This is a genomic window from Curtobacterium phyllosphaerae (assembly GCF_049341865.1).
Lineage (GTDB): Bacteria > Actinomycetota > Actinomycetes > Actinomycetales > Microbacteriaceae > Curtobacterium > Curtobacterium phyllosphaerae.
The window spans coordinates 16247-36907 of the sequence record NZ_JBMPIU010000003.1 but is presented as its reverse complement, the minus strand read 5'-3'; the positions used below and the strand labels follow the sequence as shown (position 1 = coordinate 36907).

Sequence of the window (20661 nt, the reverse complement as noted above, 5' to 3'; positions counted from 1 at the left end):
GACGAAGGCGGTGCCGGGCCGACGTGACGTCGACCCGGCACCGGATGGCGGAACGGGCGTGGCTACTTGGTCGAGACCGTGAAGCCCTGCTCCTTGCCGTACTTCACGAGCGCGGACTGCCATGCCATGAGCCCGGGCTCGAGCGCCGAGCTGTTCTGGTACGACTGACCGACGGTGTCAGCGTAGATGCTGTTGCCGTAGACCTGGAACGGCAGGTAGGTGAAGCTGTTCGCGCTCTTGGACGCATCCACGAGCACCTTGTTGATCTCCTGGCCGCCGAAGTACTCCGGCTTGTCGTTCAGGAACGCCGCGGACGACAGGTCGGCGGTGGTCGACGGGAATCCGCCGGACTTCGCGAAGATCGACGTGCTCTCCTTCGACGAGTTGAGCCACTTCAGGAACCCTGCGGCGAGCGCCGGGTTCTTGGACTGCTTCAGCACGACCTGCGAGCTGCCGCCGTTGTTCGCGGTGACCGCGGAGCCGCTGCCGTAGGTCGGCATCGGCGCGACGCGCCAGTCGCCCTTGGCCTCGGGCGCGCTCGCCTCGAGGTTGCCGGGCATCCACGCACCGGTCAGGAGCGTCGCGATCTGGCCGTTGCCGAGCTGCTTGAACCAGTCGTCGGTCCACCCGGCGGTCTGGGCGAGGAGCTTGTTCTCGACGAGCTCGTTCCAGGTCGAGGTCCACTTCTTGGTCCCGGCGTCGGCGAGGTCGATCGACACCTTGGTGCCGTCGGTGGCGAACGGCTTGCCACCGGCCTGCGCGATCATGCTCGTGGTGAAGCCGGCGTCGCCGGAGTCCGAGGTGATGTACTCGTCGGGGTTCGCCTCGTGGAGCTTCTTGGCGGCCGCGATGTACTCGTCCCAGGTCGTCGGGACGCTGAGGCCGTACTGGTCGAAGATCTTCTTGTTGTAGAACATCGCCATGGGGCCGGAGTCCTGCGGGAGGCCGTAGAGCTTGCCGTCGAGGTCGACGGACTTCCAGGTGCTCTCCGAGTACTTGCTCTCCAGATCGCCGAGACCGTAGCCACTGAGGTCGGTCAGCGAGTCGGACAGGGCGAACTGCGGGACCGCGAAGTACTCGACCTGCGCGACGTCCGGTGCGCCGGAGCCGGCCTTGATCGTGTTCTGCAGCTTGGTGTACTCGTCGTTGCCGGTGCCGGCGTTGACGAGCTTGACGGTGACCTTCGGGTAGGCCTTCTCGAACGCGGCGACCTGGGCCTTGGCGGACGGGGTCCACGACCAGTAGGTGATCGTCCCGCCCTTCGAGAGGGCGGACGCGATGTCGTCGGAGCTGCCGGATGCGGTGCTGCCGCTGGAGCAGGCCGCGAGGGCCACTGCGGCGGTGACGCCGATGGCGACGGCGGCGATGCCGCGCCGGAGACGCTTCTGCATGGTGGTGCCTTTCACTTCTTCGTGTGGGGGTTCTTCGTGCGGAGGGTGGTGCTGTGTGGGGCGGCGGCTACTGCTTGACGGACCCGGCTGCGAGGCCGGACTGCCAGAACCGCTGCAGGAAGAGGAACGCGACCACGATCGGGATGATCGTGAGGAGCGATCCCGTGACGACGAGGTTGTAGATCGGTTGGGCTGCGGCGCCGGTGGCCTGGGCGTTCCACTGGTTGAGCCCGACCGTGAGTGGGTACAGCTTCGGATCGCTCAACATGATGAGTGGCAGGAAGTAGTTGTTCCAGGTGGCGACCACCGCGAACAGGAGCACCGTGACGACGCCCGGCATCAGCAGCCGGAGCGCGATGGTGAAGAAGATCCGGAACTCCCCCGCGCCGTCCATCCGCGCCGCCTCGATGAGCTCCATCGGGATGGCGTCGACCGCGTAGGTCCAGATCAGGTACAGCCCGAACGGGCTGATGAGGGACGGCAGGATGATCGCCCACGGGGTGTTCGTCAGGCCGACCTTGGAGAACAGCAGGAACGTCGGCACGGCGAGGGCGGTGCCGGGGATCGCGACGGCGCCGAGGACGATCGCGAACACGGCCTTCCGACCGGGGAACGAGAACTTCGCCATGCCGTAGCCCGCGATCGTCGCGAGCAGGGTCGCGCCGCCGGCACCGACGACCACGTACAGCAGCGTGTTGCCGAGCCACTGCATGAAGATGCCGTCGTTGTAGGTCAGCGTCTCGGTGATGTTCTGCCACAGGTTGAACTTGCCGCCGAACCACAGTCCGAAGGTCGACAGGAGCGAGGCCTGCGTCTTCGAGCTGTTCACGATCAGGTAGAACAGCGGCGCGAACGAGTAGACGATGAAGACGACCATCAGGGCGGTCAGGAGCCCGGAGCGACGGGGGCGCGGCGATCCGGCGCGTCGCGTCGGTCCCGCGGACCGCATCGGCCTGGAGGCGCGGGCCGAGCGGGCGCGCCCGTCGCGTCCTCGGGTCGCCTCGGCCGCGATCGTCGCGGGGGGCGGGGTCTGGACGGCGCTCATCGGTTCTCCGCTCGGGTCCCGCGCACCTGGACGACGTAGGCGATCACGGCGGTGATCACACCCATCACGATCGCCACGGTGGCGGAGTAGTTGAACTGCTGCCCGCTGAACGACAGCGAGTAGGCGTACATGTTCGGGGTGAAGGCGCTGCCGATGACGTTCGGCGCGAGGGTCTTCAGCAGGTTCGGCTCGTTGAAGAGCTGGAAGCTGCCGATGATCGAGAACACGGTCGCGATGACGATCGAGCCGCGGAGCGCCGGGATCTTGATCGAGAAGATCGTCCGGATCGGGCCGGCGCCGTCGATCTCGGCGGCCTCGTACAGGTCGGCCGGCACGACGCGGAGTGCCGAATAGAAGATGAGCATGTTGTAGCCGAGGAACTCCCACGTGACGACGTTGCCGATCGACGCGAGGACCCAGTGCGGGTTGAAGGGCTGGAACAGGTCGATCCCGAGGGCGTCGTTCGCGGTGCCGGTGAGACCGAACTGGTTGCCGTAGATGAAGCCCCAGATCAGGGCCGCGACGACACCGGGCACGGCGTAGGGCAGGAACACGCCGATGCGGAAGAACGATCCGCCGTACAACCGGCCGCTGTCGAGCGCGAGGGCCGCGACGAGGGCGAGGACCAGCATGATCGGGACCTGGACGACGAGGAACAGGATGACCCGGAGGAACCCGGCCCAGAACTTGCCGTCCTGCAGCAGCTGGGCGTAGTTGGCGAACCAGACGAACTGGTTCCCGCCGATGAGCTGGTCGCGGAACAGGCTCAGCCAGAGCGCGTAGCCGATCGGGACGACGAGCATGGCGATGAGGACGACGACGAACGGGCCGACGAACATCCAGCCGGTGTACCGACCGCGGGGCTTCGGTCCTCGCCGCCGGGGCGCAGCGGGGGTCGCGCTCCTGCGCGCTGCGATCGTGGTCATGTGACTCCTTCGTCCCGAGGTGCTCTGTCGCGTCGACGCCGTTCATGTTGACGTCAACATCACGACCTCGGAAAGATAGCATGGCAACGTCAACATCCGCTAACCTGACCACGATCTCGCGGTTGCGGGACAGGTCATCGACGACGGGAGGCACGGCCATGACCACCGCCCCACCCGTCCGCCGGGCCCCCTCGATGGCCGCCGTGGCCGACGCCGCCGGCGTGTCGATGCAGACCGTGTCGCGCGTGGCACGGGGGTTCGACAACGTCAGCGAGGAGACCCGCGTCCGGGTCCGTCAGGTGATGGACGAGCTCGGCTACCGCCCGAACCGAGCCGCGCGGGCCCTCCGCTCCGGGCGCTTCCGCACCATCGGCGTCATCATGTTCACCCTCGCGTCCTTCGGCAACATGAAGACGCTCGAGTCCATCGTCGAGGCCGCCGGTGCCGCCGACTTCACGATCACCCTGCTGCCGATGGCGAGTCGGACCGAGGCCGGCGTCCGGTCGGCGTTCTCACGGCTCACCGAGCAGGCGGTCGACGCAGTCGTCATCGTCATCGAGTCGCACGTGATGGACGCCGCCGAGGTCGAGCTCCCCGACGGCGTGCCGATCGTCGTGATCGACTCGACGGACACCACCGCGCACCCCGCGATCGACATCGACCAGGCCGAGGGTGCGCGTCTCGCGACGCAGCACCTCCTCGACCTCGGACACGCGACCGTCGCCCACGTCAGCGGTCCCACCGGCTCGTTCTCGGCGATGCGCCGCGAGGCCTCATGGCGCGCGACGCTCGAGCACGCGGGCCGGGTGGTGCCTCCGGTGCTCCGCGGCGACTGGAACACGTCGTCCGGGTACCGGGCCGGGCTCGAGATCCTCGATCGGCCGGAGATCACCGCCGTGTTCGCGGCGAACGACGAGACCGCGCTCGGCATCCTCCGCGCCGCCCACGAGTCGGGCCGCCGCGTCCCCGAGGACCTGAGCGTCGTGGGGTTCGACGACTCCCCCGCGTCGGACTCCTACTGGCCGCCCCTGACCACCGTGCACCAGTCGTTCGACGACGTCGGACGTCGGGCCATCGCCAACCTCATCGCCCAGATGGAGGACGAGCCCGTGCCGTCCACCGGGCTCGTGCCGGTGTCGCTCGTCGTCCGCGCGAGCACCGCCCCGCCGCCGACCGGGGGCTGACTCACCACGGGACGACGCCGTCGTCCTCGAAGAACCCGCCGCGCGGCCCGTCGTCCGGCAGCGTCGCCAGCCGGATGGCGGTCGCAGCGCCCTGCTCCGGCGTCCGCTCCCCCGCGAACCCGTTGAAGTCCGTCGCGACGAGCCCCGGGCAGGCCGCGTTGACGATGACCGGCGTGTCCACGAACGCTCGCGCGTACTGGGTCGTGATGCCGTTCAGGAACGTCTTCGACGGTGCGTAGGCCGCCATCACCGGGCCCGGCTGCCGTCCGAGCGACCCCATGCTGCTCGACGTGTTCACGATGCGCGGCGCACTCGACCGCCGCAGGAGCGGGAGCATCGCGTTCGTGACCCGGATCACCCCGTAGACGTTGGTGTCGACCACGGTCCGCAGCATGTCGAGGTCGAGTGTGGTGGGGTCCTGGTCCCACGTCACCGGGTCGAACGGTCCGGAGATCCCCGCGTTGTTCATGAGGACGTCGATCGTCCCGAACCGCTCGTCGAGCTCCTGGGCCGCGGCCGTGACGCTGTCGTCGCTCGTCACGTCGAGTCGGACGCCGTGCGCGTCGACGCCGTCCGCGACGAGACGGTCGACCGCGTCCTGCCGGGACACGTCGTTCCGCGCGCCGACGACGACCCGGTACCCGAGCCTCCCGAGCCCCGTCGCGATCGCGAAGCCGATGCCCTTGTTCGCGCCGGTGACGAGTGCCGTGCGCGAGCTGTTCCCTGTGTCTGCCATGCCTCCATGCTCGCGCCGGTGGTGCTCGGCCGTCCAAGACCGATCAGGTCCGGCCTGATACCCGTGCGGTATCACGGGCCTACACTCGACGCGTGGACGATCTCGAGACACGTGAGCTCCGGTACTTCCTCGCCGTCGCCGACGAGCTGCACTTCGGGCGGGCGGCGGAACGCATCGGCATCGCGCAGCCACCGCTCTCCCGCGCGATCCGTCGTCTGGAGGAACGGCTCGGGACGCCGCTGTTCGTCCGGGACCGTCGCGGTGCGGCCCTGACCGAGGCCGGGGAGGTGCTCCAGCGCGAAGGACGCATCGCCCTGACCGCGGTCGCCGCCGCCGCACGACGGACCCGACGTGCGGGGGCCCGGGCGCAGCGTGTGGTGCTCGTCACGAAGGCCGGTGCCTCCCACGAGCTGCTCGAGGCGATCCTCGACACCCACGCCGCGGACGCCGGCGCAGTGCCGATCGAGGTCCTCCTCTGCGAGATCGGCGAGCAGGAGACGCACCTCCGCGACGGGTCAGCCGACGTCGCCCTGATGCACCGGCCGTTCGACGTGCTCGACGGGTTCGCGACCGAGGACCTGCACACCGAGCAGCAGGTGGCGATCCTGCCGCGGTCGCACGCGCTCGCGGCCCGCGCGTCGGTGACGCTCGCCGACGTCGAGTCGATCCCGGGCCTCCCGGCCGCCCGTTGGCCACGCCGTGACGGGTCCTACGCCGACGGCCCCGGACCCGAGGTGCACACGCAGTCCCAGCTCGCGCAACTCGTCGCCCTCGGTCGGACCGTGATCGTCATCCCCCGCTCGAGCCGTTCGTGGCAGTGGCCGGAGCACGTCGCCGTCCCGGTGCTCGACGCGCCGCTCGCGACCACCACGATCGCCTGGCGGCCCGAGACCGCGTCGCCGGCCGTCGCCCGCGTCGTGGCGAACGCGCTGCGTGCGAGCACGGCGTTCGCGGCCGCGGAGCGCCGGTCGGCCTGACCGGGCCGGGCGCTCAGGCGTCGATGCGGAACAGCCGCCGCGCGTTCCCGGCGGCGAAGGCGTGGCGCGCGTCGTCGTCGTCGAACTCCGCGAGGAACGCCGCGATCGCCGCGGCCGTCGGCTGCTGGAACGGGTAGTCGGTCGAGAACAGCACCCGGTCCGGTGTCGTCACGGCGAGCGCGTGGTGGAGCATCGCCGGGTCGAGCATCCCCGACGCGGTCATCCAGACGTTGTCCCGCAGGTACTCGGTGACCGATCGCTGCAGTCCCGCGGCCCTGGCCAGGCCGTCGGCACGGTCGTGCCAGAACAGGAGCAGCTCTCCCCAGTGTCCGAGGACGAGCTGGAGGGTCGGATGGCGATCGAGCGTCCCCGCGGCCATCAGACGGAGCGCCGCTGTCCCCGCCTCGAGGTGCCACCCCCACGCGAACGTCGCCATCGCGAGGTCCGCGACGTCGCCGATCCCGGCGTAGGAGGCCCGGCGGACCGACCGCGGCGGGATCTGCGGGTGCACGAAGACCGGCTGCGCGAGGTCCGCGGCAACCGCCCACAGGTCGTCGAACCGGGGATCGTCGAGCAGGACGTCACCGGTCCGGCCGTGCACCATCGTGCCGACCAGACCGAGTCCCGCCGCCCGTTCGAGCTCCGCCGCCGCGGCCGCCGGGTCCGCGAGCGGGAGCGTCGCCATCGCACGCAGTCGATCCGGGGCGGCGGCGACGGCAGCCGCTGCCACGTCGTTCGCCGCGCGCGCGAGGGACACCGCGTCGGACGCGTCGAGACCCTGCGTGGCCGGCGGCGCGAGGGACAGCACCTGCATGGTGACACCCTGCTCGTCCATCGCCGCGAGACGCCCCATCCCGACGTCGGTGAGCCGGGCGGACGCGTCGCCGTGGTCGTTGAGCACCATGCTGTCGTCGCGGCGATCCGGTGGCAGGCGTAGCTGCGCCGCCGTGATCCCCTCGTGCAGCCAGTGCTCCTCGATGCCGATCAGTCCGGTCTGCGCGTCCATGCGCCGAGGCTACGGGACGACCCCGGGCACTGCTCGTCTACCGACGCATCCGGTCGGAGGAGTACGCGGGGGACGCGTACTCGCCGCCCTGTGGCACCGATGGGTCGAGCGGCTCCGGTGCCGTGCGTGCCGACGCGTCGTCCTGTGGGACGAAGCCGACGGCCTCCCCTGCGCGGAGGTCCCACCACCCGTCGGTGTTCGCTGAGGACGCGTAGAAGACCGCCGTGTGCTCGGTCGTGGTCATCGCCGCGACGAACGCGCGGACGGCGTCCGCGGGGCTCAACCAGGTCCGCTGCTGACGACCGGGGGCCGGCTGCTCCTCGTAGCTGCCGATGCGCAGCGAGATGGTGCTGACCCCGAACTTGTCCGCGTACAGCCGACACAGCGCCTCCCCCGCGACCTTCGAAACGCCGTAGAACCCGTCCGGGCGCGGCGGCATGTCCGGCGTCACGTGGATGCCTGCGGGGTACGACCCGGTCAGGCGGTTGCTGCTGGCGTACACCACTCGGGGCACACCGGCCCGCCTGGCAGCCTCGAGCACGTGGTAGGTCCCGACGACGTTGGCCTCCGCCAGGTCGTGGAAGTCGGCCTCGTCCGGGATCCCGCCGAGGTGGACCACGCCGTCCGCGCCGGCGAACAGATCGACCAGTCCTTCGAGGTCGGCGAGGTCGAGCTGGGCGACGGACTCGTCCGGACCGACCGGGGTCACCGCACGCAGGTCGGTGGACACGAGCAGCACCTGCTCGGCCGCCAGCGCGCCGCGGAGGGCCGACCCGATCGTGCCCGCGGCGCCGGTGATCACCCAGCGGCTCCCCGCGATGCTCGACATCATGCGATCGTACCCGGCGAGCCGGATCGACCGTGCGCGTCAGGGTCGCGTCAGCGCGGTGTGAGCGGTCCGGTCGACCATGGTGTCCTCGACCGAGGAGCGACCGTGACCCGCAACCCCATCCCCATCCCGATCCCGATCCCGATCTTCATCCCGATCGCGCAGCATGCCGCGCTGCTCAGCGACGTGGGCGTCGTCCGATGAACGTGCTGCTCGTGGTCCAGCTCGTCCTCGTCGGGCTGCTCGCCGGGGAGGAGCTGATCGTCCGGTGGGGAGTCCAGCCGGCGATCGCCGCCCTCCCCGACGAAGCCCACGTGCGGGTGCGGATCACGTTGGTGCGGTCGCTCAAGGTCGTCGTACCGGTCGTGATGGTCCCCGCCGTGCTGGCCTCCGTGGCCGTGCTCGTCCTGACCGGGACCGACGACGGCCTCGGGTGGCGCGTCGCGGGCACGGCGGCGCTGGTGGTGTTCGTCCTGGCGTCGTTCCTCGGGACCGTTCCCATCAACATGGGTGTCAACGACTGGGACCCAACAGACCCACCGGCGGACTGGAAGCGCGTGGTGGCGCGGTGGGAGCGCATCGACGTGGTCCGCTCGAGCGCGGCGGGGGTCGCGTTCGTGCTGTCCGCGATCGCCCTGGTGACGAGTCCGTGACGTGAGGAACGCGGACAGCCCCGAGCGAACCGGAGTTCGATCGGGGCTGTGCGGGTCGGTTCTGCTCGAGCGACCCGTTCGGTCGACCGCCCCGTTCGGTCGACCGCCCCGTTCAGTCGAGCGCCCCATTCGGTCGACGGCCCCGTTCGGTCGGGAGACCCGTTCGGTCGGGCTGACAGGATTTGAACCTGCGACCCCTTGACCCCCAGTCAAGTGCGCTACCAAGCTGCGCCACAGCCCGAGATCCGCGAGGGATCCGGCGTTGCCCCGACCGGAGCAACCCGACCAGCATAGCGGACCCCGGGACCGGCCCGGACCCGTGCTCGGGCCGCCCCGTCTGGCCCAGCCGCCCCTGCCCGGGCGCCCCCCCCCAGCCGGCCCGAGGTCGCCGAGACTGCACAAAGCAGGAGTCCGGCACGCTCGGACCCCTAGTTCGTGCGTTCTCGTCCGACCGGCCCGCACCCAAACCGGCGGGTCGGCGGCTCCGAAGAATGCACAGGGCGTCGGATCCGTCGCGCCGTGGGGGCACCACGGGTTCGACCCCGTCCTGCTTACCGGGCGGCGCGCGTCGTCGTCCGGAGTACATCCGCATCGGGCGTTCCGAGCGTCGAGCCGGGTGCCGACGTCGAGCGTGTAGTTCCGCCGCGTCGAACGGCACTGGACGCGGCACAACTGCACGCTCGGCGGCCCCGGCGGCCCGGCGGCCCGGCGGCCGGCAGCCCCGCCGCCCCCCCCCCCCCCGACCGGCCACACGCGGGTCTCGTAGGGTGGACCGATGTCCTCCCGCACCACGAGGTCCCTGCTCGCCACGATCGCCGTCCTCGCACTCGCCGCGACCGCCGGCTGCACCGCGCAGCACGACGAGGTCGGCCCGCGGCTCACCCGGCCGGACCCGAGCGCGGTGACCGTCGCCGACCAGGACTCCGCCGCGGACCGCGCCGCGACCCTCAGCCGCGCCCTGTTCCGCTCGGCACCGGGGTTCGTCCTCGCGCCCGCCGACGGGTCCGCGGCGAGCGCCGCCGTCTCCGCCGCCCGGCACCTGCACGTCCCCGTGCTCGTCGCCGACGCCGGGCACCGCACCGAACGCGAGGCCCACCGCCTCGGGGCCGACTGGTACGTCGCGGTCGGACACGCCACCGACGACGTCGACGCACGACGTGACCGCCTGTCGGACGCGCCGTCCGTGTCGGCGCCGCCCCGCGCCTCCCGTCCGGCGGTCGTCGTGACGACCGGCGACCCTCGGGACGCTGCCGCGCGCGGGACCATCGAGGCCGCCGGGGCGACCGAGAGCGCACTGCCGGGAGGCACGACCCCGCTCGCCGACGCACCGCACGTGATCGACGACCTCCGCTCCGCACGGCACAGCACGACCGTGCTGCTCGGGCGGGCGTTCGCCGCGGACCCCGACCCGGGCTACAGCGTCCGGGCCGCCCGGACCGGATGGCAGTTGCCGGGCGGCGGACAGCGGCCGTTCGACGGGCACCGGTTCGTCGCCCTGTACGGCGCGCCGGGTGCGCCGTCGCTCGGGGCGCTCGGCGAGCAGGACCCGGCGTCGACGATCCGGCGGGTCCGCGCGCTCGCCGACCAGTACACCTCGCTGTCGGACGTGCCCGTGGTCCCGTCCATCGAGGTGATCGCGACGGTGGCCGCGGGTGCTCCGGGAGACAACGGGGACTACTCCAACGAGCTCCCGGTGGACCGGTTGACGCCGTACCTCGACGCGGCCCGGGACGCTCACATGTCCGTGATCCTCGACCTGCAGCCCGGTCGTTCCGACTTCCTGACGCAGGCACGACGGTACGAGACGCTCCTGGAGCGGCCGGACGTCGGTCTCGCGCTCGACCCCGAGTGGCGGCTCGGACCGGACCAGGTGCCGCTACGGCAGATCGGCAGCGTGTCCGCGGACGAGGTGAACCGAACGGCCTCGTGGCTCGCGCGCCTGGTGGACCGGCACGACCTGCCACCGAAGATGTTCGTGCTCCACGAGTTCCGGCAGTCGATGATCACCGACCGCGGCGCACTCGACACCTCCCACCCGCAACTCGACGTCCTCGTGCACGTGGACGGACAGGGCAGCCAGCCGGACAAGCAGGCGACCTGGAACGCGTTGCACGAGGGTGCGCCGGCCGGTGTGTCGTGGGGGTGGAAGAACTTCATCGACGAGGACCACCCGATGCTGACCCCGGAGCAGACGATGCAGCAGGTGCTCCCCACACCGGCGTTGGTCACCTACCAGTGACACCGGCTGGACGGCCGACGGCCGGGAGGCACGACCCCCCTCCGCCTCGAGCGCTCGGTCCGGTTCTCCACAGGTCGGGCGATCGCGGCGTGGCTGTCATCGGCAGCTGACACGATGGGGCGCATGACCACCTCCGCGGCCTCCGCCTCCGACACCTCCGCTGCCCCGCCGTCGGATGCGCTCCGTGCCGAGGCCACCGCGGCGCTCCAGACCCTGACGGGCCGGATCGATGCGGTGTTCCACGACGGCCAACTCGAGGCGATCAGCGCCCTCGTCGAACACCATCGGCGTGCGCTCGTGGTCCAGCGGACCGGGTGGGGCAAGTCGGCCGTGTACTTCCTCGCGACACTCCTGCTGCGTCGGCGCGGTGCCGGTCCGACGGTGCTCGTGTCCCCCCTCCTCGCGCTCATGCGCGACCAGGTTGCCGCAGCCGCCCGTGCCGGCGTGCGCGCCGTGGCCATCAACTCGGCCAACGCACACGAGTGGGGGGACATCACCGCGGGACTCCGCGCGGACGAGATCGACGTCCTCCTCGTGTCGCCCGAGCGGCTCAACAACCCGACGTTCCGCGACGAACAACTGCCGACCCTCGTCGCCCGGATGGGACTGCTCGTGGTCGACGAAGCCCACTGCATCTCGGACTGGGGCCACGACTTCCGCCCGGACTACCGGCGGCTCGCCGAGCTGATCCGAGCCCTCCCGGACGGTGTCCCGGTCCTCGCGACGACCGCGACCGCGAACGCCCGGGTGGTGGCCGACGTCGAAGAACAGCTCACCGTCTCGACCGACACGCCGGTGTTCACGATCCGGGGGTCGCTCGCCCGGGCGTCGCTCCGCCTCGGCGTCCTCGACCTGCCCGACTCGCGGGCGCGGCTCGGGTGGCTGCTCAACCACCTCGGCGACCTGCCGGGCAGCGGCATCATCTACACGCTCACCGTCTCGGCGGCCGAGGACACCGCGCGGCTCCTCCGCGACGCCGGACACACCGTGCGGGCCTACACGGGCCGGACGGACACGCAGGAGCGGGAACAGCTCGAGCAGCAGCTCAAGGGCAACGAGCTCAAGGCGCTGGTCGCGACGAGTGCGCTCGGCATGGGCTTCGACAAACCCGACCTCGGGTTCGTCGTGCACCTCGGCGCGCCGTCCTCCCCCGTCGCCTACTACCAGCAGATCGGTCGTGCCGGCCGCGCGACCGACAACGCCGACGTCCTCCTGCTCCCCGGGCACGAAGACCGCGAGATCTGGCAGTACTTCGCGAACGCGTCCATGCCGTCCGATGCCCGGGCCGCCGCGGTGCTCGGGAACCTCGAACGGGACCGGGCGTTGTCGACGGTGGCGCTCGAAGGACTCGTCGACATCAAGCGGTCGACGCTCGAACTGCTGCTCAAGGTGCTCGACGTCGACGGTGCCGTCCGCCGCGTCGCCGGTGGGTGGGTGTCGACGGGTACCCCCTGGACCTACGACGCCGATCGGTACGCCAGGGTCGCCGCGGCCCGCCGTGCCGAGCAGGACTCCATGGTCCGGTACGAGCACGCCACGACCTGCCGGATGCAGATGCTGCAGCAGGACCTCGACGACCCGACGGCCGAACCCTGCGGGCGGTGCGACGTCTGCGTCGGGACCTGGTTCCCGACCGACGTGTCCGCCGATGCAGCGTCCGGCGCGGCGACCGCACTCGACCAGGTCGGGGTCGAGATCGCCCCGCGCGCGCAGTGGCCGTCCGGCATGGACAAGCTCGGGGTCGCCGTGAAGGGCAAGATCGGCCCGGCGGAGCAGGTCGAGACCGGTCGTGTCGTCGCGCGGCTCACCGACCTCGGGTGGGGCGGCACCCTCCGGAACCTCTTCGCCGCGACCGATGAGCAGGGCGGTCCCGCAGATGGCCCGGTGCCGACGAACATCATGCAGGGCTGCATCCGGGCGCTCCGGGACTGGCCGTGGGAGGAGCGACCGACCGGTGTCGTCGCGATGTCCTCGCGGTCGCGACCCGAGCTGGTCACGTCGGTCGCGACGGAGCTCGGGCGGATCGGCAAGCTGACCTTCCTCGGCAACCTCGACCGCACAGGCGGTCAGCCCCGCGGGGACGGCTCGATGAACAGCGCGTACCGCCTCGCCGGCCTGTGGGACACGTTCCGCGTCGGGCCGGAACTCGCTGCTGCGCTCAGTGCCCACCACGGGCCGGTGCTGCTCGTCGACGACCTGGTGGACAGCCGGTGGACGATGACGGTCGCGGGGCGCGAACTCCGGCGCGCGGGGGCTCAGGCGGTCCTCCCGTTCGCACTGGCGGTGGTCGCCTAGCTGTCGTTTCCCCGGTGTCGCACTTCGCGTCGTGCTGGAGTGCGGTCCTCGTGGGCCGTTCTCGTGCGTCGTGGGCGGTGCTTCTGCGCCGTGCGCCGTGCGCCGTGCTCGAGCGCCGTGCCCGTGTCGGCTCAGACCTGCTGGTCGGGCTGCCGCACCGCCGGTTTCGGGAACGCCGCCCGCATGTGATCGCTCGTGAGGAAGTCCCCGATGCCGATCATGAGCACTGAGAACACGATCTGCTCGATCACCATCCACAGCGAGTAGAGCCCGGGGATCGCGGCGATGACGAGCGTGACGATCGGGAAGACCCTGCTGAACAGCCGCATCCGCGAGTACGCCCAGTAGTAGCCGAGCTGCGCGCGCCACGCGAACACGTAGAGCGTCAGGGTGATCAGGAGCACGACGGTCGCCCGGAACCACACTGCCCATGCGACCGTCTCCCCCGAGTGCGTGAGGGCGACGGCGATGACGACGGCAGTGAGGCCGACCACCGTCTCGGCGACGAGGAGCCATCGGATCCAGCCGAAGGTGCGGACGGTGCGGGGATGTCGGCGCATGTCCTCGCGGATGACGTACCCGCCCTGCCTCCCGCCGGCGATCCGATCCAGCCGGAGACGGCACCACAGCGCATCCGCGACACCAGCGACTCCGCCCGGGGTGGTCGGTCCGTCGTGCTCGGACGACTGCGTCATGGTCGGATGGCCTCTCGTGGGTGTGCATGACCATCGTGCCCCATCGGACTGCACTGCCAGGCTCACCGCTCTGCAGGGATGAGTTCCGCCCCCGCGAGCACCGTGCCGCTGCTGTAGTCGACGATCAGGAGTGCATGCACGTCCGGGAGGATCCGGGGGCTCGAGAACTCGACGACCGCGTCGGGCACCACGGTCCGGAGCACTCCGACCTCCACCGGGTCCGAACCGAGCAGACCGCCGGACGAGCCCTCGCCGCGGCCCGTCCGGAAGGTCGTCGAACCGTCCGGACCGGGTGTGAGGTCGCCGTTCGTCAGTTGCACTCGGAGGTCACCATGCACCACGGTCGGCAGGCGGAGCCCCTGGAACGTGATGCGGAGCGCTGAGCCGTCCCGCGTCACTCGCACGGAACCGTCGACGTCGTCCGCGCCATCGTCTCGGCCGGTACCCGTGGTGGTGCCGGCGTCCGCGCCCGTGTCCGTACTCGTGCTCGTGTCTGCGCCTGTGCCTGAGCCCATCCCCGCGCTCGTGCCGTCGCCCGCGCTCGTGCCGTCGCCCGCGCTCGTGCCGTCGCCGGCGCTCGTGGTCACGATCGCGACCATCTGCCCGTCCACCGGGAGTGCGTCCGGGAACCAGGTCTCGCGGAGTCCGGGTCGGCCCGTGAGCGGGTTCCTCGTCGCCGTCGGAGGCGGTGCTCCTGAACCCTGCGGTGTCGGGCTGACCGCGCGCGTCGGGCCCGACCGATCAACCAAGGCAGTGCAGCCGGTCACACCGATCCCCATGAGGACAGCGGCCCCGATGCCGATCACCACGAGGACCCCGACGCCGAGCCCGCCGACAGGTCGGAGGCCGAGCAGCCTGACCGCTCCGCCGCCGAACACGTCGGCAAGTCGAACGCGGTGCCGCGGACAGCTCATGCCCGAACAGTAGCGCCACGCCCATCCCCGCACCCACTGACGGCCACCTCCGCGCCCATCGACACGGATGTGGGTCAGTGCGAGATCAGGTGCGCTTCCGGCGCTCGCGAACGCGCATGTTGACCGTGATCGGGGTGCCGTCGAAGCCCCAGACCTCGCGCAGGCGCCGCGTGATGAAGCGACGGTACTGCGGGTCCAGGAAGCCGGTGGTGAACAGCACGAACGTCGGCGGCCGGCTCGAGACCTGGGTCCCGAAGAGGATCCGGGGCTGCTTGCCACCACGGACAGGATGCGGGTGTTCCTGCGTGAGCTCCGCGATGAACGCGTTGACCTTGCCGGTGGGGATCCGGGTGTCCCACGACTCGAGCGCGGTCTCGAGCGCCGGTACGAGCTTCTCGAGGTGTCGTCCGGTCCGGGCCGAGATGTTCACGCGCGGCGCCCACGTGACGTGCGCGAGGTCCTGCTCGATCTCGCGCTCCAGGTAGCGGCGACGGTCGTCGTCCAGCAGGTCCCACTTGTTGTACGCGATGACGAGCGCGCGCCCTGACTCGAGCACGAGGTCGATGATGCGGAGGTCCTGCGTCGAGATGGGCTCGGTGACGTCGAGGATCACGACCGCGACCTCGGCCTTCTCGAGTGCGGCAGTCGTCCGGAGCGATGCGTAGAAGTCCGCGCCCTGCTGCAGGTGCACGCGCTTGCGGATGCCGGCGGTGTCGACGAACCGCCAGATCTTGCCACCGAGCTCGACCTGCTCGTCGACAGGGTCGCGGGTCGTGCCGGAGAGCTCGTTGACGACGACGCGTTCCTCACCCGCCGCCTTGTTGAGCAACGAGGACTTGCCGACGTTCGGCCGACCGAGGATCGCCACGCGTCGGGGACCACCGATCTCCTGCTTCGCGACGGCGGACGTGTCCGGGAGGGTCGTGATGATGAGGTCGAGCAGATCGGCGACCCCGCGGCCGTGCAGGGCCGAGACGGGATGGGGCTCGCCGAGTCCGAGGTTCCAGAGCTCGTACACGTCGAGCTCACGGCGTTCGTCGTCGACCTTGTTCGCCGCGACGATGACCGGCTTGTCCGTCCCTCGGAGCATCTTGACGACGTGCTCGTCCGTGGCCGTCGCACCGACCGTGGCGTCGACGACGAACAGGACGGCATCCGCGAGGTCCACCGCGACCTCGGCCTGCGCGGCGACCGAGGCGTTGATGCCCTGGGCGTCCGGCTCCCATCCGCCGGTGTCGACGAGGGTGAAGCGCTTCTCGTTCCACTCCGCCTTGTACGACACTCGGTCGCGGGTGACGCCGGGGACGTCCTGGACGACGGCTTCGCGGCGACCGAGGATCCGGTTGACCAGCGCGGACTTGCCGACGTTCGGTCGGCCGACGATCGCGAGGACCGGGAGGGCCGGGAGGTAGGTGAGCCCGTCCGCCCCGATCTCGGCACCGTCGAGCAGGTCGAGGTCTTCGGCGTCGAGGTCGTACTCCGCGAGGCCCGCTCGGAGTGCGGCCGCCCGCTGCTCGGCGGCCGCGTCGTCGAGGTCGTCGAGACGTGACGCCAGTCCGTCGTCGTACTCCGGGAACGTGTCGCCCGCGGACTCGGTCCGGTCGTCGTCGTGCTCGTCGAGATGAGCCATGGTGTGTCCTAGTCAGTGGAGGCCGCGCGGGCCAGATCGACCACCGCCTGCACGGTCTGGTCGAAGTTGAGATCGGTGGAGTCGACGGTGATCACACCGTCGGCGGCGTTCATGAAGTCCACGACCCTGGAGTCCGCCTGGTCACGATGTGCCAGTGCGCGAGCTGTCTCCTCTGCCGACTGGGTCGTGACCTCTGCCGAACGCCGAGCCATTCTAACCGACTCGTCCGCCGTCAGGAGGATCCGGACCTCCGCGTCGGGCGCGACGACCGTGGTGATGTCGCGGCCCTCGGTGATGATCCCCGGGGCGGCGGCCTTGCGCATGACGGAGCGGAAGAGCTGCACGAGCCGTTCGCGGACCTCCGGGAGCTTCGCGATGTGCGCGACCGCGGCGGTGACCTCCGGCGAGCGGATCGGCTCGGTGACGTCGTCGGTGCCGACGCGCACGAAGTAGTCGTCCGGGTCGGTGCCGATGGCGTAGTCGAACGAGTCCCACGCGCCGAGGACCTCGGCGGGGTCGTCGAGGTCGACTCCCGAGCGCAGCGCATGCCAGGCGAGCGCCCGGTACGCCGCACCGGTGTCCTGGTAGTCGAACCCCAGAGCGCGCGCTGCGGCACGGGACACGCTCGACTTGCCGCTCCCGGCCGGGCCGTCGACCGCGATCACGAACTTGGCGACGAACGCACCGGCCGCGAGACCTGCCGGCAGTGGATCCCGGGTCATCCCGGGTTCACCCGAGTCCGAACCGTCCGGACCGCCGTGCACACCACCTGCGTCGGCGCCCGCACCACCGCCGGGGACGTTCGGGCCGGGGGCCCCGGTCGGCCCGGGCAGACCGCTGTCCGGTGCGTCCGGTCCGCCGGTGACGCCCGATGCAGCGATCCCGGGCGTGGTGATGCCGCGCCCCGCGGCGTTGTCGATCCTGGTCGTACCGTCGTTCACGCCCATGCCGCTGCAATCCTCCATCCGCGCCGCTCGAGCTCGCCGAGCAGTCGCTGTTCCTGTTCCGGGACGACCGACACCTCGACGATGCCGATGGGTGCCCCCGGTGAGTGTTCGAGGCGCAGGTCCTCGAGGTTGACGCCGATCTCGCCGATCTCGGTGAGGAGTCGCGCGATCTGTCCGGGGGTGTCGTCGACGAGCACGACGATGTCGCTGAAGCGTTTCCGCGTGCCGTGCTTGCCGGGAAGCCTCGCCACGCCGAGGTTGCCGGCGGCCATGACCTCGGCGACGGCGCGGGGCGAACCCTGCGCGACCGGGTCGGCGAGCGCGTCGATGAGCCCGCCGAGCTCGTCCCGGAAGGCTTCGAGCACCGGCAGCACCCGCGCAGCGTTGGCACCGAGTATCTGTACCCAGAGCCCGGGGTCGCTCGCGGCGACCCTCGTGACGTCGCGCACCCCGCCACCGGCGAGCTCGAGCGACTCGTCCGGCGCGCTCCGCAGTCGCGCCGCCATGAGTGAGGAGATGACCTGCGGCGCGTGGGACACGAGCGCGACGGCTTCGTCGTGGGAGTCCGCGTCCATCTCGACGACGGTCGCGCCGACGTCGAGGGCGAGCTGTTCGACGAGGGCGGCTCGCTGGTAGCCGATGTCGTCGTGCCCTGCGATCACCCACGGTCGACCGATGAACAGGTCGGCCCGGGCGGCGACCGGGCCGCTGCGTTCACGACCGGCCATGGGATGCGAACCGACGTACCGCGAGACGTCCGCACCGGCGGCCCGGAGCGCGGCGAGTGGTCCGGACTTGACACTTGACACGTCCGTCACGAGCGCGTCCGGGTACCTCGCCAGCTCGACCGCGACGACCGCCGCGGTCACGTCGGGCGGTACCGCGACGACGACGAGGTCGGGGGCGTCGTCCGAGGTGGCCCGGCGGCCTGCGCCGTAGTCCACCGCGAGTGCGAGTGATGCCGGTGATGCGTCGTCGAGGACGACGTCGACCCCCTGCTGACGCAGTGCGAGTCCGATCGAGGCGCCGAGCAGACCCGCACCGACGACGCGCACCTGGCGGCCGGCGAGGCGTCGCGCCCCGTCGGGCCCCGTTGCTCCGTCGTCGTTCATCGCTCGGTCCCCTCGGCTTCGCCCACCGGGTCCGGTCGACGTCGCGTCGAGCCTACCGAGATCGGATGGACGATCGGGGCGGAGGGGCGGGGCCTGTGGACGGCACCGGGTCCGGTCCGCACAGGGTCGCGCTCGCGGCCGGCCTGGTCCGGGTCAGGGCCGGGTGAGCGCGATGGTGGCGTCCTTGGCGGCAGCGAGCACGTCGTCCGTCGAGGCGTCGGTCCCCTGCGCGGCGAAGAGCGCCGCACTGACGGTGTCGAAGGCCATCCGGGCGCGGAGGCGCTGCTCGACCGGGGACTCCTCCGGGACGACGCGCTCGACGATCATGTCGAAGAGCCCCCGGAAGTCCCCGCCGGTCTGCGCCAGTCGATGCATCACGGGTCGGTTGGCCTGCGCGAACCGCAGCCCCTGGATGCGCTGCGGAGTCGTCGACTCGACCCACCGCAGCGCGGATCGCTGCAGCAGTCCTTGGTCGCGAGGTTGGTCGTCGATCCAGGCGAGCAGGTCGTCGAGTTCGTCGCGGCGCGTCTCGACGAGCGCCTGGACGATCGCGTCCTTGTTCTCGAAGTGGTAGTAGAGCGAGGACTTCGTGACGCCGAGGGCCGCTGCGATGTCCCGGATGGAGGTGCCCTCGAAGCCCTGCCGGGTGAAGAGGTCGAGCGCCACGCGCAGGATCTCCGTACGGGTCTCGCTCCCGGGCCGACGCGTCCGCGCGGTGGTTGCCATGGTCACACCCTACTTGCAGAACGATCGTTCGGCAGGTATGGTCGGACTGCTTACCGAACGATCGTTCATCACACCCGACGAACGATCCCGATCATTTGGAGACCCCATGAACGACATCACCCACGGCCCCACTCCCAGGATCGCGATCGTCGGTGCGGGCCCCGGCGGGCTCCTCGCCGCACGTGTCCTTCAGCGCCACGGCATCCCTGCCGTCGTGTACGACGCCGACCCCTCGGCGACTGCGCGCCAGCAGGGCGGGACGCTCGACCTCCATGCGGACACCGGGCAGATCGCGATCGAAGACGCCGACCTCGTGGACGAGTTCGCGGCTCTGGCCCGACCGGAGGGCCAGTCCAAGCGACTCATGGCCCCCGACGGCACCGTCCTGATCGAGCACATCGTCGGGGCCGACGAGTTCGCCGCACCCGAGATCGATCGCGAACAACTCCGGACCATGCTGGTCGATTCGCTCCCCACCGGCACGATCCGCTGGGGCGCCAAGCTCGTCGGGACGGACCCGCAGTCGGACGGCACCACGGTCCTGCACTTCGCGGACGGCTCCTCGACCGTGGCCGACCTCGTCGTCGGTGCCGATGGCGCCTGGTCGCGGGTCCGGCCCCTCCTGACGGACGCACGCCCGATCTACACCGGTGTGAGCTTCGTCGAACTCCTGTTCACGGACGTCTCGATCCGGCACCCGACATCGCTACGCTCGTGGGCGACGGCCACCTCTGGGCGAACGGGGACGGGCGGACCATCATCCTGCAACGCAACAGCGACGACGTCGTCCGGGGGTACCTCGGGATGCGGATCGAACTCGGGTGGTTGCGTGCCGCCGGTCTCGGCCCGGACGACGGTCGCGGTGGGCTCGTCGACGCCAATGGCACGCAATCGCTCGACACCGAGAAGGTGCGGTCGATCCTGCTCGAACGGTTCGAAGCCTTCGCGCCAGAGCTCCGTCGAATCATCGCCGAGTCGGACGGCTCCCTGCGCAACCGGCCGATCTTCGCGCTCCCCGCCCCGCTCGTCTGGACGCACCGACCCGGTGTCACCCTCCTCGGCGACGCTGCGCACCTCATGGCCCCGTTCGGTGGCCAGGGGGTGAACCTCGCCATGCTCGATGCCGCCGAACTCGCCCGGTCCATCGCCCGAGAGCCATCACTCGACGCCGCTGTCCTGCAGTACGAATCCATGCTGTTCGAACGGTCCGGCCCGATCGCAGCGGACGCGAACGACGCGATCGTGCAGCACTTCGCCCCGGGCGGGGTCGCGGTCGACTCGGTACCGGACTTCGTGGCCGAGGCCGAGTCGTGGAAGGCCGGAGCGGCGGCGTACCGCGCGGCTCAGGAGGCCTGA

General features: G+C 70.9%; 18 protein-coding genes, 1 tRNA gene and 1 pseudogene. 7 read left to right on the top strand and 13 right to left on the bottom strand.

What is annotated here, in order from left to right; all coding sequences use genetic code 11:
- Positions 1–62 precede the first annotated feature (62 nt).
- The 3 genes from ACO0E0_RS05975 to ACO0E0_RS05965 all read right to left on the bottom strand — a co-directional run bounded on the left by ACO0E0_RS05975 (position 63) and on the right by ACO0E0_RS05965 (position 3362).
- Positions 63–1391 (bottom strand): ABC transporter substrate-binding protein, encoded by a 1329-nt coding sequence (locus ACO0E0_RS05975; RefSeq protein WP_422870488.1) that lies wholly within the window; start codon positions 1389–1391, stop codon positions 63–65.
- Positions 1392–1458: 67 nt separating this feature from the next.
- Entirely contained in the window at positions 1459–2436 is a 978-nt protein-coding gene (locus ACO0E0_RS05970; protein WP_422870487.1) for a carbohydrate ABC transporter permease, read from the bottom strand.
- Positions 2433–3362, bottom strand: a complete 930-nt coding sequence (locus ACO0E0_RS05965) for a carbohydrate ABC transporter permease (protein WP_422870486.1) — start codon at positions 3360–3362, stop codon at positions 2433–2435. The genes ACO0E0_RS05970 and ACO0E0_RS05965 overlap by 4 nt, the downstream gene beginning before the upstream one ends.
- A gap of 158 nt (positions 3363–3520) precedes the next feature.
- Here ACO0E0_RS05965 and ACO0E0_RS05960 point away from each other — a divergent pair, with 158 nt between their 5' ends.
- A complete protein-coding gene (locus ACO0E0_RS05960) occupies positions 3521–4546 on the top strand; it encodes a LacI family DNA-binding transcriptional regulator (protein ID WP_422870485.1) in 1026 nt (341 codons plus the stop codon).
- 1 nt (position 4547) lies between these two features.
- Here the strand turns inward: ACO0E0_RS05960 and ACO0E0_RS05955 are convergent, their stop codons facing one another.
- Positions 4548–5282 (bottom strand): SDR family oxidoreductase, encoded by a 735-nt coding sequence (locus ACO0E0_RS05955; RefSeq protein WP_422870484.1) that lies wholly within the window; start codon positions 5280–5282, stop codon positions 4548–4550.
- Between the two features lie 92 nt (positions 5283–5374).
- On the opposite strand from ACO0E0_RS05955, the gene ACO0E0_RS05950 reads away from it, so the two are divergent.
- A complete protein-coding gene (locus tag ACO0E0_RS05950; RefSeq protein ID WP_422870483.1) occupies positions 5375–6259 on the top strand; it encodes a LysR family transcriptional regulator in 885 nt (294 codons plus the stop codon).
- Positions 6260–6272: 13 nt separating this feature from the next.
- Here ACO0E0_RS05950 and ACO0E0_RS05945 read toward each other — a convergent pair whose 3' ends face one another.
- Complete coding sequence (locus ACO0E0_RS05945; protein ID WP_422870482.1) at positions 6273–7265, bottom strand: amidohydrolase family protein; 993 nt, start codon at positions 7263–7265, stop codon at positions 6273–6275.
- 37 nt (positions 7266–7302) lie between these two features.
- Positions 7303–8094, bottom strand: coding sequence for an NAD-dependent epimerase/dehydratase family protein (locus tag ACO0E0_RS05940; protein ID WP_422870481.1), 792 nt, complete (start codon positions 8092–8094; stop codon positions 7303–7305).
- Between the two features lie 200 nt (positions 8095–8294).
- Between ACO0E0_RS05940 and ACO0E0_RS05935 the strand changes: the two genes are divergently transcribed.
- A complete protein-coding gene (locus tag ACO0E0_RS05935; protein WP_422870480.1) occupies positions 8295–8747 on the top strand; it encodes an anthrone oxygenase family protein in 453 nt (150 codons plus the stop codon).
- Positions 8748–8914: 167 nt separating this feature from the next.
- Here ACO0E0_RS05935 and ACO0E0_RS05930 read toward each other — a convergent pair.
- Positions 8915–8988, bottom strand: a tRNA-Pro gene (locus ACO0E0_RS05930).
- A gap of 534 nt (positions 8989–9522) precedes the next feature.
- Between ACO0E0_RS05930 and ACO0E0_RS05925 the strand changes: the two genes are divergently transcribed.
- The gene (locus ACO0E0_RS05925) at positions 9523–10986 is read left to right on the top strand and encodes a hypothetical protein (RefSeq protein ID WP_422870479.1); all 1464 of its coding nucleotides are present in this window, start codon (positions 9523–9525) and stop codon (positions 10984–10986) included.
- A gap of 123 nt (positions 10987–11109) precedes the next feature.
- A complete protein-coding gene (locus tag ACO0E0_RS05920) occupies positions 11110–13281 on the top strand; it encodes a RecQ family ATP-dependent DNA helicase (RefSeq protein ID WP_422870478.1) in 2172 nt (723 codons plus the stop codon).
- A 131-nt stretch (positions 13282–13412) separates the two neighbouring features.
- Here ACO0E0_RS05920 and ACO0E0_RS05915 read toward each other — a convergent pair whose 3' ends face one another.
- The 6 genes from ACO0E0_RS05915 to ACO0E0_RS05890 all read right to left on the bottom strand — a co-directional run bounded on the left by ACO0E0_RS05915 (position 13413) and on the right by ACO0E0_RS05890 (position 19305).
- Complete coding sequence (locus tag ACO0E0_RS05915) at positions 13413–13976, bottom strand: hypothetical protein (RefSeq protein WP_422870477.1); 564 nt, start codon at positions 13974–13976, stop codon at positions 13413–13415.
- A 62-nt stretch (positions 13977–14038) separates the two neighbouring features.
- Positions 14039–14890: a hypothetical protein gene (locus tag ACO0E0_RS05910; RefSeq protein WP_422870476.1), complete on the bottom strand. Its 852-nt coding sequence runs from the start codon at positions 14888–14890 to the stop codon at positions 14039–14041.
- Positions 14891–14975: 85 nt separating this feature from the next.
- The gene (der, locus tag ACO0E0_RS05905; protein ID WP_422870475.1) at positions 14976–16520 is read right to left on the bottom strand and encodes a ribosome biogenesis GTPase Der; all 1545 of its coding nucleotides are present in this window, start codon (positions 16518–16520) and stop codon (positions 14976–14978) included.
- Between the two features lie 8 nt (positions 16521–16528).
- Positions 16529–17242 (bottom strand): (d)CMP kinase, encoded by a 714-nt coding sequence (gene cmk, locus ACO0E0_RS05900; RefSeq protein ID WP_422870886.1) that lies wholly within the window; start codon positions 17240–17242, stop codon positions 16529–16531.
- A 215-nt stretch (positions 17243–17457) separates the two neighbouring features.
- Entirely contained in the window at positions 17458–18579 is a 1122-nt protein-coding gene (locus tag ACO0E0_RS05895) for a prephenate dehydrogenase (protein WP_422870474.1), read from the bottom strand.
- A 153-nt stretch (positions 18580–18732) separates the two neighbouring features.
- The gene (locus tag ACO0E0_RS05890; protein ID WP_422870473.1) at positions 18733–19305 is read right to left on the bottom strand and encodes a TetR/AcrR family transcriptional regulator; all 573 of its coding nucleotides are present in this window, start codon (positions 19303–19305) and stop codon (positions 18733–18735) included.
- On the opposite strand from ACO0E0_RS05890, the pseudogene ACO0E0_RS05885 reads away from it, so the two are divergent.
- Positions 19190–19993 (top strand): annotated as a pseudogene (locus ACO0E0_RS05885) (FAD-dependent oxidoreductase); the annotation flags it as partial. The gene ACO0E0_RS05890 and the pseudogene ACO0E0_RS05885 overlap by 116 nt on opposite strands.
- A gap of 26 nt (positions 19994–20019) precedes the next feature.
- Positions 20020–20661 (top strand): FAD-dependent oxidoreductase, encoded by a 642-nt coding sequence (locus tag ACO0E0_RS05880; RefSeq protein WP_422870472.1) that lies wholly within the window; start codon positions 20020–20022, stop codon positions 20659–20661.

Bases quoted from the DNA above. Each gene is read 5' to 3' on its own strand.
- ACO0E0_RS05975 (WP_422870488.1), bottom strand. From the start codon at position 1,391: ATGCAGAAGCGTCTCCGGCGCGGCATCGCCGCCGTCGCCATCGGCGTC.
- ACO0E0_RS05970 (WP_422870487.1), bottom strand. From the start codon at position 2,436: ATGAGCGCCGTCCAGACCCCGCCCCCCGCGACGATCGCGGCCGAGGCG.
- ACO0E0_RS05965 (WP_422870486.1), bottom strand. From the start codon at position 3,362: ATGACCACGATCGCAGCGCGCAGGAGCGCGACCCCCGCTGCGCCCCGG.
- ACO0E0_RS05960 (WP_422870485.1), top strand. From the start codon at position 3,521: ATGACCACCGCCCCACCCGTCCGCCGGGCCCCCTCGATGGCCGCCGTG.
- ACO0E0_RS05955 (WP_422870484.1), bottom strand. From the start codon at position 5,282: ATGGCAGACACAGGGAACAGCTCGCGCACGGCACTCGTCACCGGCGCG.
- ACO0E0_RS05945 (WP_422870482.1), bottom strand. From the start codon at position 7,265: ATGGACGCGCAGACCGGACTGATCGGCATCGAGGAGCACTGGCTGCAC.
- ACO0E0_RS05940 (WP_422870481.1), bottom strand. From the start codon at position 8,094: ATGTCGAGCATCGCGGGGAGCCGCTGGGTGATCACCGGCGCCGCGGGC.
- ACO0E0_RS05935 (WP_422870480.1), top strand. From the start codon at position 8,295: ATGAACGTGCTGCTCGTGGTCCAGCTCGTCCTCGTCGGGCTGCTCGCC.
- ACO0E0_RS05925 (WP_422870479.1), top strand. From the start codon at position 9,523: ATGTCCTCCCGCACCACGAGGTCCCTGCTCGCCACGATCGCCGTCCTC.
- ACO0E0_RS05920 (WP_422870478.1), top strand. From the start codon at position 11,110: ATGACCACCTCCGCGGCCTCCGCCTCCGACACCTCCGCTGCCCCGCCG.
- ACO0E0_RS05915 (WP_422870477.1), bottom strand. From the start codon at position 13,976: ATGACGCAGTCGTCCGAGCACGACGGACCGACCACCCCGGGCGGAGTC.
- ACO0E0_RS05910 (WP_422870476.1), bottom strand. From the start codon at position 14,890: ATGAGCTGTCCGCGGCACCGCGTTCGACTTGCCGACGTGTTCGGCGGC.
- der (WP_422870475.1), bottom strand. From the start codon at position 16,520: ATGGCTCATCTCGACGAGCACGACGACGACCGGACCGAGTCCGCGGGC.
- cmk (WP_422870886.1), bottom strand. From the start codon at position 17,242: ATGACCCGGGATCCACTGCCGGCAGGTCTCGCGGCCGGTGCGTTCGTC.
- ACO0E0_RS05895 (WP_422870474.1), bottom strand. From the start codon at position 18,579: ATGAACGACGACGGAGCAACGGGGCCCGACGGGGCGCGACGCCTCGCC.
- ACO0E0_RS05890 (WP_422870473.1), bottom strand. From the start codon at position 19,305: ATGGCAACCACCGCGCGGACGCGTCGGCCCGGGAGCGAGACCCGTACG.